General features: G+C 41.3%; 17 protein-coding genes and 1 other annotated feature. Of the genes, 15 read left to right on the forward strand and 2 right to left on the reverse strand.

Going from position 1 to position 24,614, the window contains the following annotated elements:
- Positions 1 to 109: 109 nt before the first annotated feature.
- The 6 genes from MUG87_RS14360 (at position 110) to MUG87_RS14385 (ending at position 9,415) form a co-directional block, all read left to right on the forward strand.
- On the forward strand, positions 110 to 1,084 hold the full coding sequence (locus tag MUG87_RS14360; protein ID WP_247083025.1) for a coiled-coil domain-containing protein: 975 nt from the start codon (positions 110 to 112) through the stop codon (positions 1,082 to 1,084).
- Positions 1,081 to 2,967, forward strand: coding sequence for an McrB family protein (locus tag MUG87_RS14365; protein WP_247083026.1), 1,887 nt, complete (start codon positions 1,081 to 1,083; stop codon positions 2,965 to 2,967). Before MUG87_RS14360 ends, MUG87_RS14365 begins: the two co-directional genes overlap by 4 nt.
- Positions 2,951 to 4,666 carry a nuclease domain-containing protein gene (locus MUG87_RS14370; RefSeq protein ID WP_247083027.1) on the forward strand — a complete coding sequence of 572 codons (1,716 nt, stop codon included), beginning with the start codon at positions 2,951 to 2,953 and terminating at the stop codon, positions 4,664 to 4,666. Before MUG87_RS14365 ends, MUG87_RS14370 begins: the two co-directional genes overlap by 17 nt.
- A 79-nt stretch (positions 4,667 to 4,745) precedes the next feature.
- Positions 4,746 to 5,300 (forward strand): hypothetical protein, encoded by a 555-nt coding sequence (locus MUG87_RS14375; protein WP_247083028.1) that lies wholly within the window; start codon positions 4,746 to 4,748, stop codon positions 5,298 to 5,300.
- 2,247 nt (positions 5,301 to 7,547) lie between these two features.
- On the forward strand, positions 7,548 to 8,144 hold the full coding sequence (locus MUG87_RS14380; protein ID WP_247083029.1) for a TetR/AcrR family transcriptional regulator: 597 nt from the start codon (positions 7,548 to 7,550) through the stop codon (positions 8,142 to 8,144).
- Between the two features lie 59 nt (positions 8,145 to 8,203).
- Positions 8,204 to 9,415 (forward strand): MFS transporter, encoded by a 1,212-nt coding sequence (locus MUG87_RS14385; protein ID WP_247083030.1) that lies wholly within the window; start codon positions 8,204 to 8,206, stop codon positions 9,413 to 9,415.
- A gap of 1,089 nt (positions 9,416 to 10,504) precedes the next feature.
- On the opposite strand, the gene MUG87_RS14390 is transcribed toward MUG87_RS14385, so the two are convergent.
- Together MUG87_RS14390 and MUG87_RS14395 are read right to left on the reverse strand one after the other, a co-directional pair.
- Positions 10,505 to 11,809 (reverse strand): APC family permease, encoded by a 1,305-nt coding sequence (locus MUG87_RS14390; protein WP_247083032.1) that lies wholly within the window; start codon positions 11,807 to 11,809, stop codon positions 10,505 to 10,507.
- Positions 11,810 to 12,052: 243 nt separating this feature from the next.
- Positions 12,053 to 13,330, reverse strand: coding sequence for an MFS transporter (locus MUG87_RS14395; RefSeq protein ID WP_247083034.1), 1,278 nt, complete (start codon positions 13,328 to 13,330; stop codon positions 12,053 to 12,055).
- Positions 13,331 to 13,544: 214 nt separating this feature from the next.
- Positions 13,545 to 13,765, forward strand: a binding site (T-box leader).
- Positions 13,766 to 13,827: 62 nt separating this feature from the next.
- Here MUG87_RS14395 and proS point away from each other — a divergent pair.
- The 9 genes from proS to MUG87_RS14440 all read left to right on the forward strand — a co-directional run bounded on the left by proS (position 13,828) and on the right by MUG87_RS14440 (position 24,251).
- The gene (gene proS / locus MUG87_RS14400) at positions 13,828 to 15,255 is read left to right on the forward strand and encodes a proline--tRNA ligase (protein ID WP_247083036.1); all 1,428 of its coding nucleotides are present in this window, start codon (positions 13,828 to 13,830) and stop codon (positions 15,253 to 15,255) included.
- A gap of 239 nt (positions 15,256 to 15,494) precedes the next feature.
- Positions 15,495 to 16,163, forward strand: a complete 669-nt coding sequence (locus tag MUG87_RS14405; protein WP_247083037.1) for a WXG100 family type VII secretion target — start codon at positions 15,495 to 15,497, stop codon at positions 16,161 to 16,163.
- Between the two features lie 405 nt (positions 16,164 to 16,568).
- Complete coding sequence (locus MUG87_RS14410; RefSeq protein ID WP_247083038.1) at positions 16,569 to 17,387, forward strand: hypothetical protein; 819 nt, start codon at positions 16,569 to 16,571, stop codon at positions 17,385 to 17,387.
- Positions 17,388 to 17,431: 44 nt separating this feature from the next.
- Positions 17,432 to 17,692 carry a DUF4176 domain-containing protein gene (locus MUG87_RS14415; RefSeq protein WP_247083039.1) on the forward strand — a complete coding sequence of 87 codons (261 nt, stop codon included), beginning with the start codon at positions 17,432 to 17,434 and terminating at the stop codon, positions 17,690 to 17,692.
- 12 nt (positions 17,693 to 17,704) lie between these two features.
- The gene (locus tag MUG87_RS14420; protein WP_247083040.1) at positions 17,705 to 18,469 is read left to right on the forward strand and encodes a vWA domain-containing protein; all 765 of its coding nucleotides are present in this window, start codon (positions 17,705 to 17,707) and stop codon (positions 18,467 to 18,469) included.
- 11 nt (positions 18,470 to 18,480) lie between these two features.
- Positions 18,481 to 19,266 (forward strand): hypothetical protein, encoded by a 786-nt coding sequence (locus MUG87_RS14425; RefSeq protein ID WP_247083041.1) that lies wholly within the window; start codon positions 18,481 to 18,483, stop codon positions 19,264 to 19,266.
- Positions 19,266 to 19,628, forward strand: coding sequence for a hypothetical protein (locus MUG87_RS14430; protein ID WP_247083042.1), 363 nt, complete (start codon positions 19,266 to 19,268; stop codon positions 19,626 to 19,628). Before MUG87_RS14425 ends, MUG87_RS14430 begins: the two co-directional genes overlap by 1 nt.
- A gap of 11 nt (positions 19,629 to 19,639) precedes the next feature.
- Positions 19,640 to 23,623 carry a type VII secretion protein EssC gene (gene essC / locus MUG87_RS14435; protein WP_247083043.1) on the forward strand — a complete coding sequence of 1,328 codons (3,984 nt, stop codon included), beginning with the start codon at positions 19,640 to 19,642 and terminating at the stop codon, positions 23,621 to 23,623.
- 358 nt (positions 23,624 to 23,981) lie between these two features.
- Positions 23,982 to 24,251 (forward strand): WXG100 family type VII secretion target, encoded by a 270-nt coding sequence (locus MUG87_RS14440; protein WP_247083045.1) that lies wholly within the window; start codon positions 23,982 to 23,984, stop codon positions 24,249 to 24,251.
- The last annotated feature ends 363 nt before the right edge of the window (positions 24,252 to 24,614 follow it).

Below are 24,614 nucleotides of genomic sequence, written 5' to 3' on the forward strand. Positions count from 1 at the left end.
CCTTTCATCCTAAAAATCTTTCTTTCAGAAATTCATGTATAATAGTAATTATTAAAAATATTTTAATAATTTTAATAACTTATTAAAAACGTAAAGAAGGTATGATTTCATGGAGAAGGAACTGTGGAAATGGGTTTTTCAAGAAATGGATGAAGAGAAGTTTTATCAAATTATGAAAAAAACAGGCATCACTGTCAATGGCTTTCGAAAAGTAGATCGTGAAATGCTTCGAAGACTGCGAATGAAAGTAATTGGTGATTTATTAAAGCCGCGACTATTGGCGCGTGTACAAAGTGTGTTAGGAGACATGAATTTACCGCATGCTTGGCCTAAGACAAAACAAGAATTACTACACGAGATGAAGGATTATAAAAGAGGCGCTGAGATTTTAGCAGGATTATTGCTTTCAGAAGAAGAAGAGCAACTACAAATGGCAGCACAATTATATCAAAGCTTGCAAGCACCTGTTGTTTCGCAAGAAATAGAAAATCCTATTCTGCCGTTACAAAACATCATTCGAAATTTAGAGGAAAAAATCAAAAAGCAGGATGGCAAAGTAAAAGAGCTATCAAAGAACTTACTGCAAGCGGAACAAGCATTAAAGCACAAAGAAACGGAAGTAAAGAAAGCAGAAGTTGAAATACAAGAATTAAAGAAACGAATACAAGAAGAGAAAGAGAGAAATCTTGCATATGCACATGAGCAAAAACTACATGAACAGGAAACATCAAAGTTACGTAAGGAGTTGCGTAGGGTCATGACAGAAAGCAATAAACAGCAAATAGAGATGGAAACATTACGTGCTCCGCAAACCTTTTTAATATCACCGGAGCCGCAAAAAACGATTGCTGTGCTTGGAGATCTCGCAGAACTTGCTACAGATAAAGCAGAAGTATTTCTTTCAAATGAGGCAATTCAAAAGGCGATTGGAACGGAAGTATTATCTTCTTTTGAATACGTTTGTTTGCTGCGATTTACAATGACACCTTCATTGCTGAGAAAAGTTAAAAAAGCTGTACGCACGGAGCAGATAAAAGAGTTCTATAATATGCATGAATTTGTGCGATGGGAGGCCTCGATATGATGAAACAATGGGATATTTCTATGCTGGGCACAGTGGCTTCAAATTATGATGTTGAAACGGATTTAGGCAAATCGAGAAGTGTATTTGTGAATAGTCAAAATACGGTTCAGTTTTGGATTAAACGTATATCCAAAGCACCTAAATCATTTCCAAATCAATATTATTTTACAGGGTATGCAACGGAATTAGAGAAGTTTGGCTTTCATGATGATTTAAGGAAGTCGGATTATATGCGTGAAGAAGATGTGCGCAACTTTCTGGAAAATTACCTTTTTGTATTTACCCCTATACGTAAACAAACTGCAAGCGGAGAAGTGTTTTTAGCTCGTGATATTGAATTGCTACGAAAGGCCGATACGTTCCAAAATCGTGATATCTTTGCCTCTATACCCGTGTACAGTCACGAAAAGCATGGTTATTCTATGGAAGAGTTTTTCCAGCGAATTGAAGCTAAAAAGCATGTTGGGAAAATACCCAAAATTTCTACTGAAAGTAACGATACACCAGAGTTTGTTTTCTGGAAGGAAAGTGAAGAAATTGTATATGTTATTGGCTCGTTTAGCGGCCATTCTCATGCACATGGCGGATTTTGCTTTCACTATCAAGAGAAGCTTAAAGTGCAGGTACTTCCGGAAATGTGGCTTGACGACATGTATGAGGCTTCCGCAACACTATTTTTTATGAACATTCATATGTATGACAGCCTGAGGGCGTTACTTAGTGGCACAGAGCCTTTCGAGGCCGCAATAGCTGAGGTAGCCGCAACAGCTTCTCAAATGGACCGTATAGAAGAGAAGGCAGAGGAGGAAGCATTTCTGCAGCATTTTATACGTGTCACAAAAGCGGAAGGACTATTATATGCTGAAAAAGATTTAGTAAACTTTCATACAGCGATGAAGGTTTCAAATCTAGTCATTCTTCAAGGAATGAGCGGAATTGGAAAGTCTAGACTTGTCCATGCATATGCAAAGGCTCTTGGTATCCATAATGAGCATCAAATGTTATTTATTCCGGTTAGACCGGCATGGACAGATGATACACATGTAATGGGCTATACGGATTTGTTAAATAATGTGTATCGGGCCGGTGATTCCGGTTTAGTTGACTTATTAATAGATGCTTCTAAACATAAGGACAAGCTCTACGTGGTCGCATTTGATGAAATGAACTTAGCACGTGTTGAACATTATTTTTCTCAGTTTTTATCGGTTTTAGAAATGGGACGAGAGAATAAGGCAATTCGTTTATATCATGAAAAATTAAAAACGACTCTCCATAATGCAGAGCAATATCCACCAACAGTTCCTATTGGAGACAATGTAATGTTTGTTGGAACTGTAAATGTAGACGAATCTACGTATCATTTTTCAGACAAAGTGCTTGACCGGGCAAACGTTATCACGCTTAATATTATGAAATATGCCCTTTTACAGGAGGATGGTCTTATTGAAACCACACCCATTTCGTATGAGACGTATACATCATTCCGTCAACCGACTGGATTTGAACTGAGTGATGCTGAAATCGATTTACTATGGGATATACATGAAGCTATGCATAAGGCAGATGCGCGTACGGGGATAGGTCCTCGTGTAGTGAGACAAATTAATGCGTACCTGCAGCTATTGCCGCACACGGGAAGTATGACGCGAGAAGAAGCATTGGATTTACAGATTGTGCAGCGTGTTTTAACAAAAATACGCGGAGCCGAGGAAGTGTGGAGACCTTTGGTCGGTACGTATGAAAAGGAAAAAGGTGACGTTGTGGCAGGTGAATTATTAACACTTTTTGAAAAGTACAAGCATTTGTCTACCTTTGTACACACAATTGCCCTTTTGAAACAAAAAGCAAAAGAGTTGAAGCTACATGGCTACACATACTGAATTCCAGGTATATTTTGAACAGCAGGGGCAAGCTAGAGAGCAGCTTATGTTTGTTGAGGAGGAACATGAACTCAACGGATGCAGTGTCATTCGAGAAAATATTGATGTGTTTGTTTTGTTTCAAAGTTCGTATGAAGATTGTCGTTTATATATTGAAGGGCTGGATGATTGTGTAATTCAAACATCGAGTGATGGAGAAGGAGAATCATATTTATTACCATCTTCGCAAAAAAAGCTGTTGTTTTCACATGAAAACTTTCCTCTTATACCAGGTGATTATTTAGTTAGGGTGTATTGCGGGCGTTGGTATTATGCGATGCTTCGCATTCAACCTAAGCAGGTGACAGAAAGCCAGCTACAGGTGATGAAGGATGAGGTGCAGGAGTTCTTGGAGGGCCTTGCTTATGATGTAGTGAGCCAAGGCTCAGTATATAGGATGGTGCCGCATGAATTTGCAAATAAAGCAAGGGTACTTGAGCATCATTATAAAACGGTGTTGCCTGCACTCGTTGAACTTGTATCGCATGCAAACTACGAAATGGCAACTACGTATGAAACCAAGCTCAATTATCAACCTCTCGCGATGGATGCAGAGACATTCGCCCAGCGCCTCCGCTACCCGGATCGGGCACAGGAATGGCGGGTCCCGGTACGTCGTTTGAATTATGACATACATGAAAATCGGTGGATCAAGTCTGTTATACAGATGATGAAGCCGTCACTTATTGAAATGCGCAATGAAAGTGTTGTTCATCAAAGTATACTGGAAAGACAATTGCAACGAGAAGGAAATAGTCAGAAGCGGTCGCAACTGCAAAAAGCGCTAGGATGGCTGGAGAATGTATATAAACAGGTCAGTCAGTTTGTTATGAACCTCAATATCTTGCAATCTACAGCTTGGTGGCATGAAGTGGAGGTATGGGATGGTAATGTTTTGCCGCGAGCCGCTCAGTTGAATGCTAAGTATCGCGCCTTGCTTCATATGCAAAGAGACTGGCGCAGTAATCGATCTATGAATTTAGATGCATCGTATCATCTGCGCTGGAAACGAACGGATAAGCTGTATGAGACCTGGGGCTTTGTTCAATTCCTTAAGCTTTTAATAGAAGAACTGCATTTTTCTCCGCAGGAGGGCTGGATTTTCTCTAAGTCTCATTCAGAACAGATTCAAATCCCTACACTGGATAGAAACACAAGCGTAACATTAAAGAGAGGTAATCTTAGAGTGCTCTTTGTATATGAAGGAGAAATTCCTAGTGAACCTGCACATACGTCCCTTCATATGCCTTTGTATACTGATAGTACAAATAATTGCCCTGATATGCGCATGGATGTATTTGAGAAAGATATCTACATGGGAAGCCTCGTATTTGATTTTAAATACCGACCGCTTCATCACATATGGGATGCTACTAGAGTAAGGCAAAAAACAGCTACAATGAAAAAGCTAACAAACTATGCCGGAGCTTGCAGGTCTTTATTTTTATTTGGATCGGATTATGCGAAATATATAAGACCCGTCCATGAGGTGTGGGCAATCCATCCGAATGTACACGCTGATTATCCTGTATCCAAAGTGCTTGAGCATCATACTCTTCGTATTGTGCAGTTAAGTCCTAAGCATGATATGTCTCATATTGCCGAAGATTTAAATAAATCTCTTACTGAAATGATAGAAAAACGACGATTGCTTCTGTGAAATCTCTTATTCTATCGAAAAATAAAAGAGTTTCCATTATAATTGAGAAAGAGACAGCTACAGCGAGAGGGGACATATTATGCGAAAACTAGCGTCATTCATGTGCATGCTCTTTCTATTGACGGCTTGCAGTTCAGAATATGAAAACCATATCAAAGCAGGGGTAAAAGCAGTAAAAGAGGAACGCTATGAAGAGGCCGTTGCCTCCTTTAAACAAGCTGCACAGGAAAAAAATGATAAAAGCGTTCAATCCTATGTAAAGGCATCGCAGACCATGAAAAGCAGTATAGATGCACTTGATGAGGGTGATACAAAGAAAGCAATTTTACATGCACAGCGGATTGTTGATGAAAAAGAAACAAACAAAGTTACAGAGATTATAAAACCGCGAGCGCGTGAAGTGATAGCAAACGCGAAAAAATTAGATATACAAATGCAGGAGCTTAGCGGAAAGCTAGAGAAGGCGCGTGCATATGCGGATGCGGAGCAATATTTAGAGGCAGAAAAGCTACTACAGGAGGTATCCTCTGCCACAGCATTAAGCCAAGAAGCACAGGAACTTGTACGTGAGTCTATGGAATTGTGGCAACAGGTAGAGCGAGAAAGAAGAAAACAGGAATCTGGTGGTTCATAAGGAAAAAGACACTGTCCCAACGACAGTGTCTTTTTTACATTAAACAAACGTTTGATTAGACAGCTAAGGTAAGCGCGCAGGTGGTGCTGCGGTCTACCTAGCTTGAGATGAAAGCAGGTGTATCGCAAGAGGATCTAGTGGAGCACGTAAGGTGGGAAAAGCGAGTGCAGGTATACCGCGAGAGGATCTAGTGGAGCACATAAGATAAGAAAAGCGAGGTTAGGTGTACCGCAAGAGGGTCTAGTGGAGCACGTAAGGTAGGAAAAGCGAGGTTAGGTGTACCGCAAGAGGGTCTAGTGGAGCACGTAAGGTGGGAAAAGCGAGGTTAGGTGTACCGCGAGAAGATCTAGTGGAGCACATAAGATAAGAAAAGCGAGTGCAGGTGTATCGCAAGAGGATCTAGTGGAGCACGTAAGGTGGGAAAAGCGAGGTTAGGTGTATCGCAAGAGGGTCTAGCGGAGCACGTAAGATGAGGAAAGCGAGGTTAGGTGTACCGGGAGAAGGTCTAGCGGAGCACGTAAGGTGGGAAAAGCGAGGTTAGGTGTATCGCAAGAGGGTCTAGCGGAGCACGTAAGATGAGGAAAGCGAGGTTAGGTGTACCGCGAGAAGGTCTAGCGGAGCACGTAAGGTGGGAAAAGCGAGGTTAGGTGTACCGCGAGAGGGTCTAGCGGAGCACATAAGATAAGAAAAGCGAGGTTAGGTGTATCGCAAGAGGGTCTAGTGGAGCACATAAGATAAGAAAAGCGAGGTTAGGTGTATCGCAAGAGGGTCTAGTGGAGCACGTAAGATGAGGAAAGCGAGTGTAGGTGTACCGCGAGAAGGTCTAGCGGAGCACGTAAGGTGGGAAAAGCGAGGTTAGGTGTACCGCGAGAGGGTCTAGCGGAGCACGTAAGATGAGGAAAGCGAGTGTAGGTGTACCGCGAGAAGGTCTAGCGGAGCACGTAAGGTGGGAAAAGCGAGGTTAGGTGTACCGCGAGAGGGTCTAGCGGAGCACGTAAGGTGGGAAAAGCGAGGTTAGGTGTATCGCAAGAGGGTCTAGCGGAGCACGTAAGGTGGGAAAAGCGAGGTTAGGTGTACCGCGAGAAGGTCTAGCGGAGCACGTAAGGTGGGAAAAGCGAGGTTAGGTGTATCGCAAGAGGGTCTAGCGGAGCACGTGTAAGGTGGGAAAAGCTTGCTGCATTCATAGGCAGTAATTTAATTGCGGTCTCAAAGTTAATCAAATTTAAAAAATACATACAATCACTAGGTGAACTTAGACAAAGTGTAAAACTTCTCGTTCAAGCATCAACTTGGGAAGAAAGAATGAGGATCGGGGGAACAGCTCTTGTAAGTCTTGCAGGAGAAATTACTGAATCTACTGCCTTAGTACAAGCGTGCTTCTGAAAAGGGATTAATGAAAACTTATTACTGCATGTGTTCTTTTCAACATTGTTAATAGCTGGTGCAATCGAAAGTTTTTATTATCTTTTAGAAAGTAAAATTACTAACAATCTATTACATGGTATGTCCCTTTATTATGGTGTCTCTATTTTTTGATTTCCATTATCTGTATTAGTGTATGAAACCTGCGAAATGCCGTCACGCCCTTGGTAAGAAATTCCGAATTGTTTTATCCTTTAAGAACATAAAAAGGCCCTGATTTCCTTACGCCAAGCAGGAAATCAGGGTCTTATCTTTCCAAAAATATCTGAGTGTACGTATAATATCCGTGTTTTCATAACAGTCCTTCGATTAGAGAAAAACTGCTACCATAGCCACCGTAATACATAAATTTATCACTATCAATTAATTATTCTTGTCTTACATAGTCTATATAAGCAAATTGGTTTTTCAACATATGCTTCTTACTGAAGCCTAAGACGTTTTTTCTATTCGGTCCATCTGGCGAAGAACCACCTTTTGCTTGTGGGTGATACATAGGCTGGGCGTATATACGAAAGAGAAAGCCGCCAAAGCATGCATAATACGCTTGTTCGAGATAACTCTACTTCGTATATGTGTTTAATATACTCTCATACGAACGAAAATTATCATAACACAACCGTACCAAGGTCAAATACCGATAGAAGTGTTGAAGGAGTGTGAATAGCTAGCTAAACAAACGTTTGATTAAAAGGCTAGAAGCGTTGAGAGAGTAGGGAATTCGAACTAAACAAACGTTTGATTAGCAATTAGGATGCTGGTACTTGCGCTTATGTAAAATGTATTTTAAAATTAGACTGAATGGTCGGTTTAGAGGGAGATGCTATGGAACAGAAACGCAGAAAAGATGGAGAACAAGTAAAGCGAGAGATTGCATTACAAACTAAGGAGTTGTTTGCGAGTAAAGGATATGCAGCAACTTCTATGGAAGAGATTTGCGGAGTTACAGGTCGTAGTAAGGGAAGTATTTACTACTATTTCAAAAGTAAAGATGAGTTATTTTTATTTTTAGTGAAGATGCATATACAGGATTGGATGCTAGCATGGGCGGAAAAAGAAGCAACGATTGCGACCAGTACGGAGAAGTTATATGCGCTTGCTGAGCACTTTGCAGAAGACTTTGAGAACCCACTCATGAAAGTAATGGATGAGTTTATTATGAGTCAAGCAGTTAGTCAGGATACGTTACATGACATGCTTATGTGGAACCGTGCATCACATGACATGTATAAAGAACTTATTATAGAGGGCATTGAGCGCGGGGAATTTAAAAACGACCAACCTGAGGATGTTATGTATATTTTGCAAGGAACATTAAGTGGTCTTGGCACATTATATTTCGAGTTAGAGGCTGAACAAGTGAAACGTTTGTATAAAAGAAGCATTGATTTACTACTAACAGGGATTGCTGCAAAAGACTAACATACGGTCTTTTGCTACACAAAATTAGACCGGACAGTCGGTATATAAGGAGGAGACGTATGAAAGAATTATGGCGCAATCAAACCTTTCGAATTATTGTGGGATCGGATTTGCTGCAGCAGCTAGCTATCTGGATTCGGAATATGGCATTGCTATTTTTTATTATGGAACAAACGAATAATGACCCGGTTGCTGTCTCATTATTAACAGTGCTGGAATATGCACCAATTTTTATCTTTTCGTTCATTGGCGGTGCACTTGCAGATCGCTGGAATCCGAAACGCACCATGATTGTTGGTGACTTGTTAAGTGCCGCGTCTATCGCTGGTATTATCTTGCTAATTCAAGCTGGACTGTGGCAATCATTATTTGCTGCTGCATTCATTTCAGCGGTGGTCAGTCAATTTGCGCAGCCTTCAGGAGCTAAAATGTTTAAACGAAACGTGGAAGATGCCCATATTTCTGCGGCGATTGCTATTACACAGAGTTTACAGGCAATTTTTCTCATCGCGGGCCCAGTCATCGGCACACTCGTATATACAAAGCTAGGTGTAATGACCTCTTTATACAGCTTAACCGTGCTGTTCTTGCTATCGGCGCTACTTTTGACAAGATTACCAAAATGGCAAAGAGATGAAGAAATCATCGCACAAGGGTTACTTGCTGATATAAAGGCAGGCTGGAAGTATGTATACACAGCTAAAAGCTTACGATACATGTCAATTTCATTTGCTTTTGTAGGACTTGGTGTAGGTTTGATTCAGCCGCTTGAGGTGTTTCTTGTGACAGAGAGGCTTCAACTTGATAAGGAGGCTGTACAATACCTTTCGGCCGCAGCGGGAGTTGGTTTGTTAGTTGGTGGTGGATTACTTGCGAGTATACAACGAACAAACCAGAAAACGATCTTGCTTGGGGGCATATTGTTTTTGGCGGTGGCCAGTATAGTGGAAGTACTTTCAACTTCTTTTTGGCTCACACTCACAATGCGTTTCTTAAGCGGTGCTTTTCTAGCGGGTGTAAATATTGTAATCGGCACACTTATGATTCAACTTGTAGAGGAGCACATGATTGGTCGCATAAATGGCATTATTACACCTATATTTATGGGCACAATGCTGCTTGGGTCTGCTTTTGCTGGTGTACTAATGGAGGCAACTTCTTTATTTGCTGTTTTCGTCATCTCTGCGGTATGCATTGTGATTTCTGCCGTACCCATTATGGGGATTGTATTCGAAGGTGAAGAGAGAGGAACAGAAGAGATAGGGAGTTAATTCAAAAGTCTTATTTTGAAGAAGTTGAATGGGACACCGCTATTTACTTAATACAAATGAACTTACCCCTAAACGATAAAATTAAGTAATCAAATCGAGTAATTTACTGTGTAAGAGTCGACAATACTGGAAAATCCATGAGGCTCTTCATCTGGTGAGAGATTTATCTTCAAAAAGATGGTAAAAGTAATTTAATACACTGTAAGGACAAAGTGAAAGCTCCCCTCGTGGTTTGTTTGGACAACAATTACGATACGGGAGTTTTCACTTATTTCTACAATAAGAATTATTATCAATAAAAACAAAACTCTACATAGAAGTGATTAAGTTGTAAAGTAGTAGTTACTTTTCCAAAACGCCTTTTTAGCCAAGGAGGCGATATCTTATTGGCAGCGTTTCTCGGTTACATAGCCTGCTGGGTGATTACACATCGCAAAATGTCCGTGTAGAAAAAAGCTTCAAAAGAAAGAGGAGGTCTTAGGGAGTATAAAGGACTATTTCAGACATCCTGTTTTTGTTAGATTAGCTGCAGCAAGAAATGGCAGTATTAAAAGCGTCTTTAGGAATATACATAACCCCATTTTCAACCTTATAAGGAATCTTATTTTTCTTCAGTAACTTAGTATTAGCAATTTCAGGGGAATCGGTCCATTGGATATATTCACCTGTATATGGACGGCAGGCTGCCACGCATAAAACGAGAGTTATACATAAAACAGATACAAAAGTTTTCCTCAAAAACAGCACCTCTTCTTTGACATGAACTATTCAAACAGCAATCAAAAGTGTAAGAACGGCTTACAGTGCATGTACTTCTCTTAAGTACTGTAGCTACATCTTTTCCATTCTTTAATAGCATCCAGTTCTGCAGGTGTAAATAGTTTTTGTGTCTCTATTCTTGGATTTAAGATAACGACAGTATTTTCTAAATGATGTAAGAAATCTAGTGCATTTGTTGTAAGTAAATATCAAGATTTTCTTTCATATATGCTTACCTCCGTGGTTGCCGATAGCTTCTTTTATATATAGCGAAATTGATTATGTTTTTGTGAAAAAATTGAAAAGGATTTCCCCGCTCGGGGGAAATCCTTATTCAAAATGAAACGTTGGAATATTAATCTTCTTCATCTTCCTTACATATAACAGGTACAACGCGCCAATCATGGACCAAGAAAGTCCAAGTATCAGCGAGGTTGCTTCTAGGCTTGTCCATAGGAAAAAGATGAACACACTACCAAGCAGCGGTGCAATTAGAAAACGGACCGTATCCCATGCAGAACGTCGTTTTTGTTTTACATAATAATGCATGATGACTGAAATGTTAACGGCGCTAAAGGCTGTAAGTGCGCCGAAGTTAATTAAAGACGCAGCCATCTCCAGACTTAACAAAACAGCAGTAAGTGATAAAACACCGATCAGGATAATGTTCCACATCGGTGTTTTTGTTCGCGGATGTACGTAGCTGAAGATACGCTTCGGCAAAAAGCCATCGCGGCTAATCGCGAACAAAAGACGAGATGCGCTCATATGAGAAGCTAGTCCTGAGGCAATTGTCGAGGTTAACGCGGCTGCGACGAACACAGATTGAAACAATGTCCCACCGATTTTATAAGCAATCTCAGCAGAAGCACCTTCTACATCGCTAAACATGGCAGCGCTTGGGAACAAAATTTGCGCAAAGAAAGAAACGGTAATAAATAATAAGCCCCCGGTTAAGGCGATAATTAAAATCCCTTTTGGAATCGTCTTTTTTGGTTCAATTGTTTCCTCAGACAGAGTGGTAACTGCGTCAAATCCTAGAAACGAAAAGCATAGAATGGAGGCGCCTGCGAACAGTACTCCTACCGAAACATTGTCTGTAAATGGCGCAGTTGACCATTGAGCATATGACTGCCCAGCGCTTAGCAGGATAAATAAAATAGCGGTAATGACCTGAAACAACACCAATACAGCACCAAAAGAAACCGTGAGCTGAACGCTGAAAATATTAAAAACAGTTAAAATAAGTACAAAGCCTACAATCCAAATCCACCCTGGTACATCGGGGAAAATTGCACTTAAATAAATAGCTGTTAAAAGAGCATTAATCATTGGTAGAAATAAATAGTCTAGTATAGCGGCCCAGCCCACTAAAAAGCCAACATTGCTATTAATGGATTGCTGGGCGTACGTGTAGGCAGAACCAGCCCCAGGAAACGCTTTTACCATATGGCCATAGCTAAGGGCGGTAAATAAAATGGCGATTAATGTTACTGTATAGGCAGCTGGAACATGTCCATCCGTCACCTCGGTTACAATACCAAACGTATCAAATACCGCCATCGGTGCCATATAACCAAGACCGATCGCGATAATATGCCATAGTTTTAATCTTCTTTCTAGTATATCTTTCAACTTTCTTTTCACTTCCCTTCATGATGATAGAAAAAGTATACGAGAAATTGAAGGAGAGGGAAAGAGTGTTTATGAAAAATAATGAATAGATATGAAAGGTTGTTTTTTAGATGGGAGAGAAGAACGGGCGATGTGTAGTTGCGGTTAGCGCTAAAGAGGTACACGTGCTGGATGCTTGTTAATCTGTTCCTAATACGGTAGAGCAGTTATAAGAATAACAGAAGGGGGACATATCCCCTTCTGTTATAGCGGTAATGAATTTGAATTGGTATGCTGCTCTGTTTGTGGTACGCGGATAAGTAATACAAATCCGATGATAAACAGCACGACTACGCTCAATACGCCGGCATTGGTACTGCCGGTCATCTGTGTGACAATGCCTGTTAGCAAAGGCCCCATTACAGCGGCGAAGCGCCCGAAGATATTGTAGAAGCCAAAAAATTCATTTGATTTTTCCTTTGGCACTAGCTTAGCGAAGTAGGAGCGGCTCAGCGCTTGAATACCGCCTTGTGATGTGCCGACAAGGAGCGCCAAAATCCAAAAATCAAGAGTTGTTGTGACGAAGTAAGCATAGATACATAATATCGTATACATTCCGATTGCTACATACAGCATCGTTTTACCTGGAAATCTCGCGGCGAGGCGACCGTATAGCCAAGCAAAAGGGAAGGCGACAATTTGGGTAATGAGTAGGATTAATAATAAATCAGTTGCACCAATGCCTAAGTCAGCTCCGTACGTAGACGCCATTTTAATAATCGTACTGACGCCATCGATATAGAAAAAATAGGCTAATAGAAACATAAATAAAACTTTATGCTGCTTGATATTGCGAAAGGTATCAAATAGACGCTTAAAACTGTTTTGAATGACATTCGGTTCTCTTTCGATATAGTAAACCTGTTTTACATTGCGAAGCATTGGGATGGTGAATACGACCCACCAAATAGCGGTGATGACAAAGGAGAGCTGACATGCTGCTGCAAATGATAATGGTAATGTACCATTTTGAGAGAGAAAAATAAGAGCCATAGATAGCAGAAATGGAATGGTACTGCCGATGTAGCCAAGCGCAAAACCGTTGGCTGAAATTTTATCCATTCGCTGCTCAGACGTTACGTCTACAAGATAGGCATCGTAAAACACATTAGCGCCAGAAAAGCCGATAGCGGTGAGTGTATAAATGCATAAAAGCCACATCCACTGATCGCTTGGTACGAGGGCAAGGGCAGCGGTGAATACAACACCTAAACCAAAGAAAAAGCTAAAAAACCGCTCCTTCAAGCCTTTATAGTCGGCAATTGTACCGAGGACAGGAGCCATTAGAGCAATTAAAAACGTTGCGAATGAGTTGGCGTACCCCCAGAAGGCAGTAGAGGTAGAAGCTTTCATTCCCGCACCCTCTGCGACCATTTTAAAATATAAAGGCAAAATCGTTGTCGTAATGGCTAAAGAGTAGGCGGAGTTGGCCCAATCGTAAAACATCCAGCTTTTTTCCTGTTTTGTTAGTTTCACTAGCATTCCCCTCCTTTAGTTTATTGTATAGCGATGTAGTTGTTTTTATCTGAATATTTATAAAAATAAAACATACTACTTATTTTACAGCATTTTTATATTATTTCAGAAAAAATGGAAGAAACTTAACGTATATTTTACTTAACGAAAATATCTTCTAAAGAATGTTTTTTCCTTGTATCTCGGTTATACTTATTGTAAAATGATTGAAAATTACAGCAAACAGACAGTGAAGAGGAGTAGTAAACGCAAGGCCCCTTTTTAGCAGAGAGAGAATTCGGCGGCTGAAAGATTCTCAAAAAGGATGCGTTGAACCAGCCTTGGAGTCCTGCACCGAAATAATAGTAGGCTGCAGCGGGATAAGACCGTTATCTGACTTGAGGGTATATAGTGATTTATATAAATCAGGGTGGTACCGCCGACACAAGCTCGGTCCCTATTGTGGGATGGGGCTTTTTTGTATCCCCAAAGGTCTAGATAAAATATTAAGGAGGTTTCAGAGGATGAAAGATCAAGTAAAAGAAATCACATCTATGGAAGAAGACTTTGCCCAGTGGTATACGGATATTGTGAAGAAGGCAGAGCTCGTTGATTATTCAAGTGTAAAGGGTTGTATGATTTTGCGTCCGTACGGGTACGCAATTTGGGAGAACATCCAGCGCGTCATGGATGAACGCTTAAAGGAAAAAGGACATGAAAATGTGTATATGCCAATGTTCATCCCAGAGAGCCTGCTGCAAAAGGAGAAGGACCATGTGGAAGGCTTTGCGCCTGAAGTAGCCTGGGTGACGCATGGCGGAGAAGAAAAGCTTGCGGAGCGTCTTTGTGTACGTCCAACATCGGAAACGTTATTTTGTGAGCATTTCTCTAAGATTGTGCAGTCCTATAATGATTTACCGAAATTGTACAATCAATGGTGTTCCGTCGTACGTTGGGAAAAGACAACACGTCCGTTTCTGCGTACAACAGAATTCTTGTGGCAGGAGGGTCATACTGTTCATGCGACGGCTGAAGAGTCACATGCGGAAACAATTGATATTTTAAATCTATATGCATGGTTTTGTGAGGAATATTTAGCGATTCCAGTTGTAAAAGGACAAAAAACAGAGAAAGAAAAGTTTGCCGGTGCTAAAGCTACATATACCATTGAAAGCTTGATGCACGATGGTAAAGCACTTCAAACAGCTACGTCTCATAACTTCGGAACCAACTTTACCGAAGCATTTGATATTAAATATTTAAACAAAAATGGCAGATGGGAGCATGCGCATCAAACCTCTTGGGGTATGACAACACGCACAATTGGTGCAATGATTATGGTGCACGGTGATAATAATGGCTTGGTGCTGCCACCAAAAATTGCACCTACACAGGTTATCATTATCCCGATTGCCCAGCATAAGGAAGGTGTGCTCGAAAAAGCGGCAGCGCTGCAGGAGCGTATTGCTAAGGTAGCACGCGTGAAAATGGACGCGGGCAGCAAATCGCCAGGCTGGAAGTTTAATGAGTATGAAATGAAGGGTGTTCCAATTCGTGTCGAAATCGGACCAAAAGACATCGAAAACAATCAAGCAGTCCTCGTTCGCCGCGATACGAAGCAAAAGGAAATTGTAACGCTAGATGCACTAGAGACGCGCATTACCGAGCTCCTTCACGACATTCATCAATCCATGTTTGCTCGTGCAAAGGCTGCGCGCGATGAAAAAACATACGTCGCTCATTCTATGGAAGACATGCAGAAGATCGCAGATGAAAAGCAAGGCTTTATCCAAGCAATGTGGTGCGGTGCATTAGCATGTGAAGAACGCTTAAAAGAAGAAGTCGGTGTAACATCAAGGTGTATTCCATTTGAGCAGGTTCAGCATACAACGTCTTGCGTATGCTGTGGTAAAGAAGCAAAGCACATGGTTTACTGGGGAAAAGCATACTAAGTAAAAATCGAGAAGAACGAGCCAGAACAGTTATTTCCCTGCGCATGGTCTTACAAAGCACGAGTGCATCATAAGTCCTAACCGCAACAATATACCGCCTGTTCTTCTCTCTCGCCTAAAAAGTCCAGGTTTTTATCTTTTCTTCACAAATATATTGTGAAAGACAATTTTTGTAATGTATAATATAGGCTATCATTAGTACGTGAAAAAGATAGAGAGATATGATAGGGGAGAACAAATTGGGGCGTATATTGGTCAACCCGCAGCGACTTGAGGATGCGAGCCGTACATTGCGGGATACAGCAAGAGACTTTCAACGAATCACGGAGATTTTAACACGTTCCATTCATCAGGCAACGTGGGAGAGCTCGCAAAAAGCACAAGTGGAACGTAAGTTAGCTGAGTGGCATCGTATATCCCGAATGCTAGTGCAAACCTTAGAAGAGCAGGGTGGCTTTTTACAGAAAAAGGCGATGGATTTTCGGCGTACAGATGAAGAAGTCGGTCGTTCTATCTCGTTCGGCAACATGGCAGCAAGCTTTGCTTCTACAATTGCATTTAGTAAATTGCAAAATGTGCAGGGCATTAAAGTAAGTAATCCGTCTTTATTCAGTTTAGAGAGCTCTAGTATCAAGGGATCACAAGACACTACCCTGCATGCTGTTAGCGGAGATTTGTTTGCAGCACATATCAGTCAAGCAAGCGGATATAACGAGGTAGGACAAGCTGTTACAGGAGAATCTCGTGCAGCGCTAGAATTTACTGATACGGCTGTCGGTGATATAGGCGCAGGTATTTCGATTAGTACAGGTTCATTGTTTGCAGGCATTGATTTTGGAGGCGAACAGGACCCAGAAGAAACAGCGCTTGTTAAAGAAAAGTTGCAGCAGTTTCTAAAGATCAGCTAACTTCAAAACGGAAACCTTGTCAGCGCATGGCACTGAGGAGTTTTCCTTTAACAGAGCCTAAAAAATAATATGCAATGTGTCGTATTCTGTAAAATAAGTTAGGCGTTCCTCTAAACATAGGATTGAAAATGATGTAAAATAAAAGAGAGACTAATAAGTCTCTCTTTTATTGTTTTGATGAATTCGCGTGTTTGCGTAAGAATTGTGAAGTATAATAAGAATTGCGAGTGTAAAAACAAAATATTACGTATTAAATACGTGACAAACCTTCGGAAAAAGTTCTTAATAGAGGAATATAATATATGTCTTATTGGAATGTGAAAGAAATGAAAAAAACGGCATATTCATATTAAAGAGATTATGTGCCTCACTGAAAAGAGTGTGTAATAAAAGGAGATTATTGCAATGAGTATAAAAAAAGGGATCGCGCTGACAAACGAAGAGTTCTTTTTTCTTGCGAGTCTGTTTAAATGCAATGCCTTAATTGGAGTGCCTGATCCTTTTATTGGATATTGGCTGGAAGAGATTGAGACAGAAATGAAGCGTGCCGCCAAGTCACTCGTTCATAAAGGATATATCGTATATAAAAACAATGACATAGATATCATGCCCGAGTTGTTAGAGTATGTAAAAATTTGTACCAAAACAAACATGACATTATGGATACAGTCAGAGCAAGAAGGACAAGAAGAGGAAAGTTATTTTTACTTAAATGCACGCAAGGTAATTGAAAGTCGAGTGTCAGAAAATGATGATCAACTTTCTTATTTATTACAGGAAAGAGGAAACCCAGCGCAAACGTGGCGAGAGATTGTACAAGCGATGCTGCCGGAAGAAAAACCGATTGTGTATGAAGGTATTATCACGTTGCCTTTAGATACGTTTACGGACCTATTAGAGGAGCGTCACTATTATAATTTACAGCAAATAGAAAAAACATTAAAAGCGAAGGGAGTACCTGCAAAAGTTGCAAAGGTGCTTGCGCACTCTATAAAAGAGTATAAATACCGAGGGAGAATTTCATCTTTTTATCATATGGAAAATGAATTTCGTATCAATAGTTTGTATGTATTGTGCACAGAACAAACGAACTGGGTTGCAAGACGTGTAGAGAGACAATTTGAAGAGCTTGTGGAGATTCGCTCAGTAAGTTTATCTCAATTTTTACAAGAGATGGATGATGTTATTACGCGTGCGAAAAAACCTGCTGCCCGTATGATGTAAAGACAGTAAACAATTGAAGGAATAAAGGACTTAGGTGATTATATATGGAACAAACATTACTGCCGATTGGTTCGGTTGTGTTGTTAAAGCAGGGAACAAAAAAGCTGATGATTTATGGCCGTAAGCAGGAGCTGGCGTCAGATCAAATAATATATGATTACGTTGGATGTTTATATCCGGAAGGGTACTTGAATCCTGACTATACGTATGTATTCAATCATGGAGATATTGCCGCAGTGATATTTATGGGATATAAGGATGAGGATGAAAAGATATACGTAACAAAAATGGAGCAGTTTGTTTAGGAGGGAAATAGGGTGGAGTATCGTATTCAAGCAACGCAGCAAACACCTGCCTATATTATTTACTTATTAGATGTGAGCGCCTCTATGAACCAGCTCATGGAAGCGAGTGGAGAACAAAAAAGAAGAATAGATGTTGTCACAGAGGCACTAGCTTCTGCCATTCGTCAAATGGTATTTCGGTCTACAAAGGGAAGTCGGATTGCACCGCGTTATCGCATTTCCATTTTGGCATACAGTGACCATGTATTCGATGTATTGGGCGGTATGAAAAGTATTGATGAAGTTGCACGTATGAGGCCTTTGGAGGGGATTCAGACGCAGCGCCTTACTGACACAGCAAAAGCCTTTTCTGTAGTAGAAAAGCTATTACAAGAGCAACTGCCCCATTTACAAGATTGTCCGGCTCCTCTTGTTTGTCACATGACGGACGGTGCTTCAACGGGAGAAGATCCGGAGCCGATTGCGAAGCGTATTATGAATATGCGTGTGCCGGACGGTCATGTACTACTTGAAAATATTTTCATTTCGGATGAAATGCTAGTAGAACCTATTGCACAGACGAAGAAGTGGAAAGGAATTATGAAGGAAACCGAGCTACAAGAGGAGTACGGCAAAAAATTAAAGCAAATGTCTTCTGTTATTCCTGAAAGTTATCGAGAAATGATGATAGAAACAGGTTACAGTATACAACCTGGAGCGTTGATGATGCTTCCTGGTACCAGCGCTGATTTGGTGTCGCTAGGTTTTCAAATGTCAGCTGCTACACCAGTCCGTTAAGGGGGATTACCATGAAAATTGTCAGTCTGCAAGAACAAGAAACGCCAATATGCCAAATAGAGAAGCATTCTTTCATGTGTCGTTATACGTATAGAAGAGCAAAGGAAACGCAGCTGGTCAATGATATTGGACAGGACTATTTTTCTTTGCTCATACAAGAAGGTACGCTCGTTTTTGCATTATGCGATGGTGTTAGTTTGTCATTTTGCGGAGACGTTGCTGCCCGTTACTTAGGGGATATATTGCTAGACTGGCTACAAGGTATGACGTGGGATAATGAAGATAAAATAAAACAATCACTCGTGACTTATTTAGAAAAAGCAACAGAAACGGGGACAAAGATTGTAAATATGCATCCATTGCCGCACTCAGTTGAAGGTATTTTGCGTGATGTGTTAGAAGAGAAGCGCTTACAAGGTAGCGAGGCGATGTATGTGTGCGGGAGAATTGATGTAAAAAACGGAAAAACCAAGGTGATGATCGCTTATCAAGGAGATTCGCGATTTCGTTTGTTTAAAGACACGACAGAACTTCATATCCCTCAAGAAACATTTCATACATCAGGAAGATGGTCATCTCGCACAGGCTGTGTAGGAGGAGATCCGCATATATGTATTTGGGAAGGTAACGTAATTAATAGAATAGTAGTTTACTCTGACGGATTAGCTAGATTAGACGATGTAGACGTCATTCCTTCAGATACACAGCTTGAATCTCTGATTCTGCAAAGTGAAGCAGCTCCTGTGAGTGATGATTTATGCTTGCTTGATATTTCTGTGTTGAAAGGAAGATTGTGATGGAATCTGTTATTGTTACATATCTTTCCGGACGCGGCGGGGAGATCGATATAGAACTGTTCAATGGAGCAAGTGCTGGGCAAGTTATTGAAGAATTATATGAATTAGATGGCATCCAGTACGAGTGGCGTAATGAAATGCATTATCTAGAATATTCAGTAGATGGAAAAGAGTGGAGCAGATTGTCTAAAAAAGAAGTTCTAGCCGCTGCCGGCGTTTGGGATGGTATGTATCTACGATTGCATGCAGGGCAAGGTGCGTTTACGCCAAAGCCGTTTTCACAAAAGCAACCAACGTCAACACCGAGAGTCTCTCCTGAACCGGAAGAGAAAAAAGAATATGTTTGGACTTTGCTGGAATAGGGGGAAGAGATATGCCTGAATCACCTTACTTTCAACGGGCGCCTCGTGTGAAATCAAAGCTGCCTGCAGGGAAAGTGGTCATTCATAGACCACCTAACAGACCCACCCCACCGCAGTTTTCATTTGAATCTATGGTCGTGCCGCTTATTTTTACTGTTGTGACGATTGTTATGTATTACTATATCTCTAAAAAAATGGGTCAAAATAGCACATATATGTTGTTTATGTTTGCTTCCAGTATTCCAATGGTGGGATCCTATGTAGTAACGATTATGTTGTATTTTCGGCAAAAGAAAAATTATCGTATGCAAACAGAAGCGTTGCAGCAAAAATACCTTGAACAAGTACAGCTTCATCGTGAAGAGTTAGAAGAAATTCGTGTGCATCAAGCGAGGTATTTACTTGAAAGAGATCCGAGTCCAGCAGTATGTATGGAACGTATTCAGGAAAGGCACAGCTCGTTATGGGAAAGAACACCGCAAGGAGAGGACTTTCTCAATCTCCGCATAGGGTTGGGCAAGAAACCGTTCCAAGTCGACATTACTGTCCCGGAGCAGGATGGATATGAAGTTGACCCATTGATTGCTGCGGCGCAAAAAGCGAAAGAAGACTACAGCCATATAGAGGATGTTCCAGTACTGCTGTCTTTGACAAAAAATAGAGTAGTAGGCCTTACGGGAAGTCGTGAAGAAGTACTGAATCTTGTTCGTACCTTAACCGTTCAAATGGTGACACATCATGCACCGAGTGAAATGAAACTGGTAGCATTGTATGACGAAGAGGAAAAGAAAGAATGGGAGTGGATGAGATGGTTTCCACACGTCTGGAATGAGCATAAAGATGTGCGTTTTCTCGCTTGTGGTCCCCGTATGATTGGGCAAATGCTAGAGCGGTTGTTTCCGATTCTAAATACGAGAAAAATAGCACACGCAGATTCCTATGATGCATCGGAGCATTCCCCTTTGTATGTCTTCTTTGTATCCCGTCTACAGCATATAGAAGAGGACGCTATTATGCCATTGTTACTTCAACATGAGCGAGCGGTGGGAGCTTGTACATTTCTATTGGCGGAACGCAAGGAAGAATTACCGATGGAGTGTGACTGGGTTGTTGAAGTGAAGCAAGGGCGTGCTCGTATTATTGAAACACATTCGTCTGAGGAGAAAGGGTTTAACCAACAGGCGTCCATGTGCAAAGTAGATGTAACGCCGCTTTCTCATTGTGGAAAAGCCGCAAGACGTATGGCACCTATGCGTATGCGCCAGTCTGCAGCAGGAGCAATCCCGCGTGTATGTACACTTTTTGATCTATATAACGTGTCGCGTGTAGAAGACTTGCAGATTGCAGAGCGCTGGCAAGAAAATCGTTATCCACAAACGTTGCCTGTCCCGATTGGTGTAAGGGAGGGCGGCAAGCCTGTTACTTTAAATATTCATGACAAAATAGAACGAAACGGTCATGGACCGCATGGCTTGATGGCAGGTACAACAGGATCGGGGAAAAGTGAGGTTATTCAATCTATTATTGCCTCACTGGCCATTACGTATCATCCGCATGAAGTAGCTTTTATGCTAATTGACTACAAAGGCGGCGGCATGTCAAATACATTTGCCGGTTTGCCACATGTGATTGGAACAATTACAAACTTAGAGGATCCAAATATTATTCAGCGTGCGCAAATTTCTTTGAATGCCGAGCTTGAGCGGAGACAAAAGCTTTTTGTGAAATCTGGTGTACAAGATATTGATGAATATTACAAGACAGAGTGGCGTGATAAAGACCCCCTTCCCCATCTTGTTATTGTCATTGATGAGTTTGCGCAGCTTAAAAAAGAAGAGCCTGAATTTATGAATGAGCTTGTCAGTATTGCGGCCATTGGTCGTACACTTGGTGTGCATCTTTTACTGGCAACGCAAAAACCAGCGGGTGTGGTTGACGAGAAAATTTGGACAAACTCCCGCTTCCGCATTTGCTTGCGTGTACAAGACGATGCAGATAGTCGTGAAATGCTCGATATGACAGATGCGTCTAAAATTACTGTGCCCGGCCGTGGTTATCTGATGGTCGGTAAGAAAGAAATTCTGGAGTTTTTTCAATCTGCTTGGAGCGGCGCACCGTACGACCCTGCGGAAGAGGAGTTTACAGAGGATATAGAATTAGCGCTTGTCAGCATAGATGGCACACGCGAAGTGAAAAAGCGCGTGAAAAAGACGAGTGAGAAAAAGCAAAAGCAGCTACAAGTTCTGATTCAGCATATTAAAAAGGTCGCACATGAGCAGGGCATCACGCCGTTGCCAGGACCGTGGACCGAGCCGCTTCCTGCGCAAATCCCGTTGCAGGACTTCTATCCTTCATGGAATGCGGAGCAATGGACAAGGGAGAAAAAGCTACTTGCGCCTGTAATTGGTCTTGTAGATGACGTTGAAAATCAAGTACAGTATACATTGCCGCTGCATTTGACGCAGGGACATCTACTTGTATACGGTATGCCAGGCAAAGGAAAAACAACATTTTTGCAGACGCTGATGACATCTCTTATCCTCACCCATACACCAGAAGAAGTGCATATGTATGCGATAGATTTCAGCCGACAACTGCGTGAGTACAGTGCGTTTCCGCATGTAGGCGGTGTTGTTCAGGATGATGAGAAGGAGAAGTTGGGACGACTTTTCCGCTTCTTGTTAAAAGAAGTTCATTTCAGAAAAGAAAAATTTGCCGCAGCTGGTGGTACATCTTTAGAGAGTTATATACGATTAACTGGAGAGTCGCTTCCTGCTATTGTAGTTTATATTGACGGTTATTTACAGTTCCGTACCATGTTTGAAACGGAAAATGAACAGCTGGGTCAATTATTGCGTGAAGGAGCCGGTTACGGTGTTTATTTTGTCATCACAACGAATCAAGGTTCTGACATGTACGATCGCTATCGAAATTTAATACCGCTAGCGGTTTCATTTGAGCTTGCGGATCCTTCTGAATATTACTATGCGGTTGGTCGTCCTGCTTTTGCGGGTACAAACCTGCCTCAAGGAAGAGGGTTTGTAAAGGGAAGCCTTCCGCCGTATATGTTCCAAGCTATTCTTCCATATATGGGAGAAGAAGTGGAGCATTTAAAGAAGCTGCGTTATCTAGCCAGACATATGCACGAAGTGTGGGACGGAAAAGAAGCAAAAGCAATTCCGGTGCTGCCGACATCCTTCACGCTACAAGACATAGAGCAACAGCGCGGTCAAATGACAGTCGGCTTAGAGGCTGAGGAGTTGGATATTCACTCGTTTGCACTAGAGGATGTGGGTCATGTTTTGGTAGGGGGGCGCATGGAAGGCGGGAAAACGTCTACCTTACAAACAATGATTCTTTCACTTGCGCAAGATCGTGCGCCGGACGAGTTGTATGTATATCTGATAGATCCAAATCCAAAGCCGAACGGCTTGTATGCTGTGTCCTCTTTACCGCATGTGCGGAAGTTTGCAAGTGATGAAGTACAAATGCAAGAGGTGTTTGAAGAGCTTGTAAAGCAAATGGATGAAGTGAAAACACAGCCTTTCATGCAAGAGAGTGGTTTGCAGCGTCCGTTAACGGTACTTGTTATTGATGATGGCGATAGCTTTGCGCAACAAATTTCCTATTCTTATGAAATAAAAGATTATGTAGAGCGCATTGCGAAATTCGGAAGAGATAAAGGTGTGTATATTATTATGGCAGCAACTTTATCAAATTTGTCAAACTACAGTCATGAAGGATGGTTTGCCGAATTTAAAAAGAAATATGCTGGCTATCTATTAGGTTCTACCTATAGTAATGATGTATATTTCTACAATATCCGTATTCCGCATCAAGAAACTGATCAAGAATTGCCACCCGGCGAAGGTTATTTCATTAAGCGCAAGCATATCAAAGTCAAAACAGCACTGCCCGCTGCTTCTTCCGAAGAGCTAGCTAGATACGTCTCGCAAATTTGTGAGCGCTGGGGCATAGCGCAAAATAAGGTATAAAATTGTAGAAAACAGGAGAGGTATAATTCATACTTCTCCTGTTTTTTTATAGAAATCTAATACTTTATTTATCGACTCTGTTAAAGCTTATTATTAGTTTTTGTTACGGGAGCTTTGCCTTCCACGAACAGTCAGGCAGAATTCTCACCGCTATTTAACTCGCTTTTCCCACTAATCTGTGCCAAAGAACAACAGTCATAGCTTATTTATTAGAATTAACTTTTTATTATTATATAAAAATATATAATTATATGTAAATTAAGGGAAAATATTGTATTTTTTCTTGTATTCGTTCACAAACTTTCCCGTATCATGTATAATTTTGTCTGTAGCAAAATTTGTTAAGGGGGGAAATAAAATGGCTCGTATTCTCGTTACTCCAGATCAGCTAGAAGGTATTGCACGTCAATTTCGCGACGGTATTAACCAAGCGCAAGGAATCAACTCCAAATTACAAGGGCAAATTCATAACTTGTATGGTGAGTGGGACGGTAATACAAAAAATCGATTCCAAACACAATTCGGGGAAGCTGAAAAGCTGATGAAGGGTTACACGGAGATTCTTCAAAGCATTGAAATGGAATTGAAAAACATCGCAACAAGATTCCGTCAAGCTGACCAAGGCTAATTTTTAGTACATAACAAACCGGATGACTGGGGTTTTCCTAGTTCTCCGGTTTGTTTTACATGAAATAAAGTAAAGGATTTTTACTTTTTTGTAGCTTCTGCGCCTAAATTGGGCGCTGTTATATTCTAGCTGTAGTGGCTAGCTCCTCCGGTCAGAGCCCCCCACCCCCTAAAGGCAAAAAGCGCCTCTGTGCGGGGAACCTTTGCCCTATGGAGCAGGGCAAGCCGCTTCCGCTTTTCTTACATTGTCTAGCTACGCCGGTTAGACGCTGCCAGCGGAGAATCTTCGCCCCTAAAGGTAAAAAGCGTCTTTGTGGTCGAAGAACCTCAGCTTCTGCGTCTGAACCAACCGGCTCCGCTTTTC

The sequence above is a fragment of the Ectobacillus sp. JY-23 genome, from assembly GCF_023022965.1.
GTDB lineage: Bacteria > Bacillota > Bacilli > Bacillales > Bacillaceae_G > Ectobacillus.

Excerpts from the sequence above, each read along its gene's own strand:
- MUG87_RS14430 (WP_247083042.1), top strand. The coding sequence starts at position 19,266 with ATGGAATCTGTTATTGTTACATATCTTTCCGGACGCGGCGGGGAGATC.
- MUG87_RS14410 (WP_247083038.1), top strand. The coding sequence starts at position 16,569 with ATGAGTATAAAAAAAGGGATCGCGCTGACAAACGAAGAGTTCTTTTTT.
- MUG87_RS14415 (WP_247083039.1), top strand. The coding sequence starts at position 17,432 with ATGGAACAAACATTACTGCCGATTGGTTCGGTTGTGTTGTTAAAGCAG.
- MUG87_RS14425 (WP_247083041.1), top strand. The coding sequence starts at position 18,481 with ATGAAAATTGTCAGTCTGCAAGAACAAGAAACGCCAATATGCCAAATA.
- MUG87_RS14370 (WP_247083027.1), top strand. The coding sequence starts at position 2,951 with ATGGCTACACATACTGAATTCCAGGTATATTTTGAACAGCAGGGGCAA.
- MUG87_RS14440 (WP_247083045.1), top strand. The coding sequence starts at position 23,982 with ATGGCTCGTATTCTCGTTACTCCAGATCAGCTAGAAGGTATTGCACGT.
- essC (WP_247083043.1), top strand. The coding sequence starts at position 19,640 with ATGCCTGAATCACCTTACTTTCAACGGGCGCCTCGTGTGAAATCAAAG.
- MUG87_RS14360 (WP_247083025.1), top strand. The coding sequence starts at position 110 with ATGGAGAAGGAACTGTGGAAATGGGTTTTTCAAGAAATGGATGAAGAG.
- MUG87_RS14365 (WP_247083026.1), top strand. The coding sequence starts at position 1,081 with ATGATGAAACAATGGGATATTTCTATGCTGGGCACAGTGGCTTCAAAT.
- MUG87_RS14385 (WP_247083030.1), top strand. The coding sequence starts at position 8,204 with ATGAAAGAATTATGGCGCAATCAAACCTTTCGAATTATTGTGGGATCG.
- MUG87_RS14395 (WP_247083034.1), bottom strand. The coding sequence starts at position 13,330 with ATGCTAGTGAAACTAACAAAACAGGAAAAAAGCTGGATGTTTTACGAT.
- MUG87_RS14380 (WP_247083029.1), top strand. The coding sequence starts at position 7,548 with ATGGAACAGAAACGCAGAAAAGATGGAGAACAAGTAAAGCGAGAGATT.
- proS (WP_247083036.1), top strand. The coding sequence starts at position 13,828 with ATGAAAGATCAAGTAAAAGAAATCACATCTATGGAAGAAGACTTTGCC.
- MUG87_RS14375 (WP_247083028.1), top strand. The coding sequence starts at position 4,746 with ATGCGAAAACTAGCGTCATTCATGTGCATGCTCTTTCTATTGACGGCT.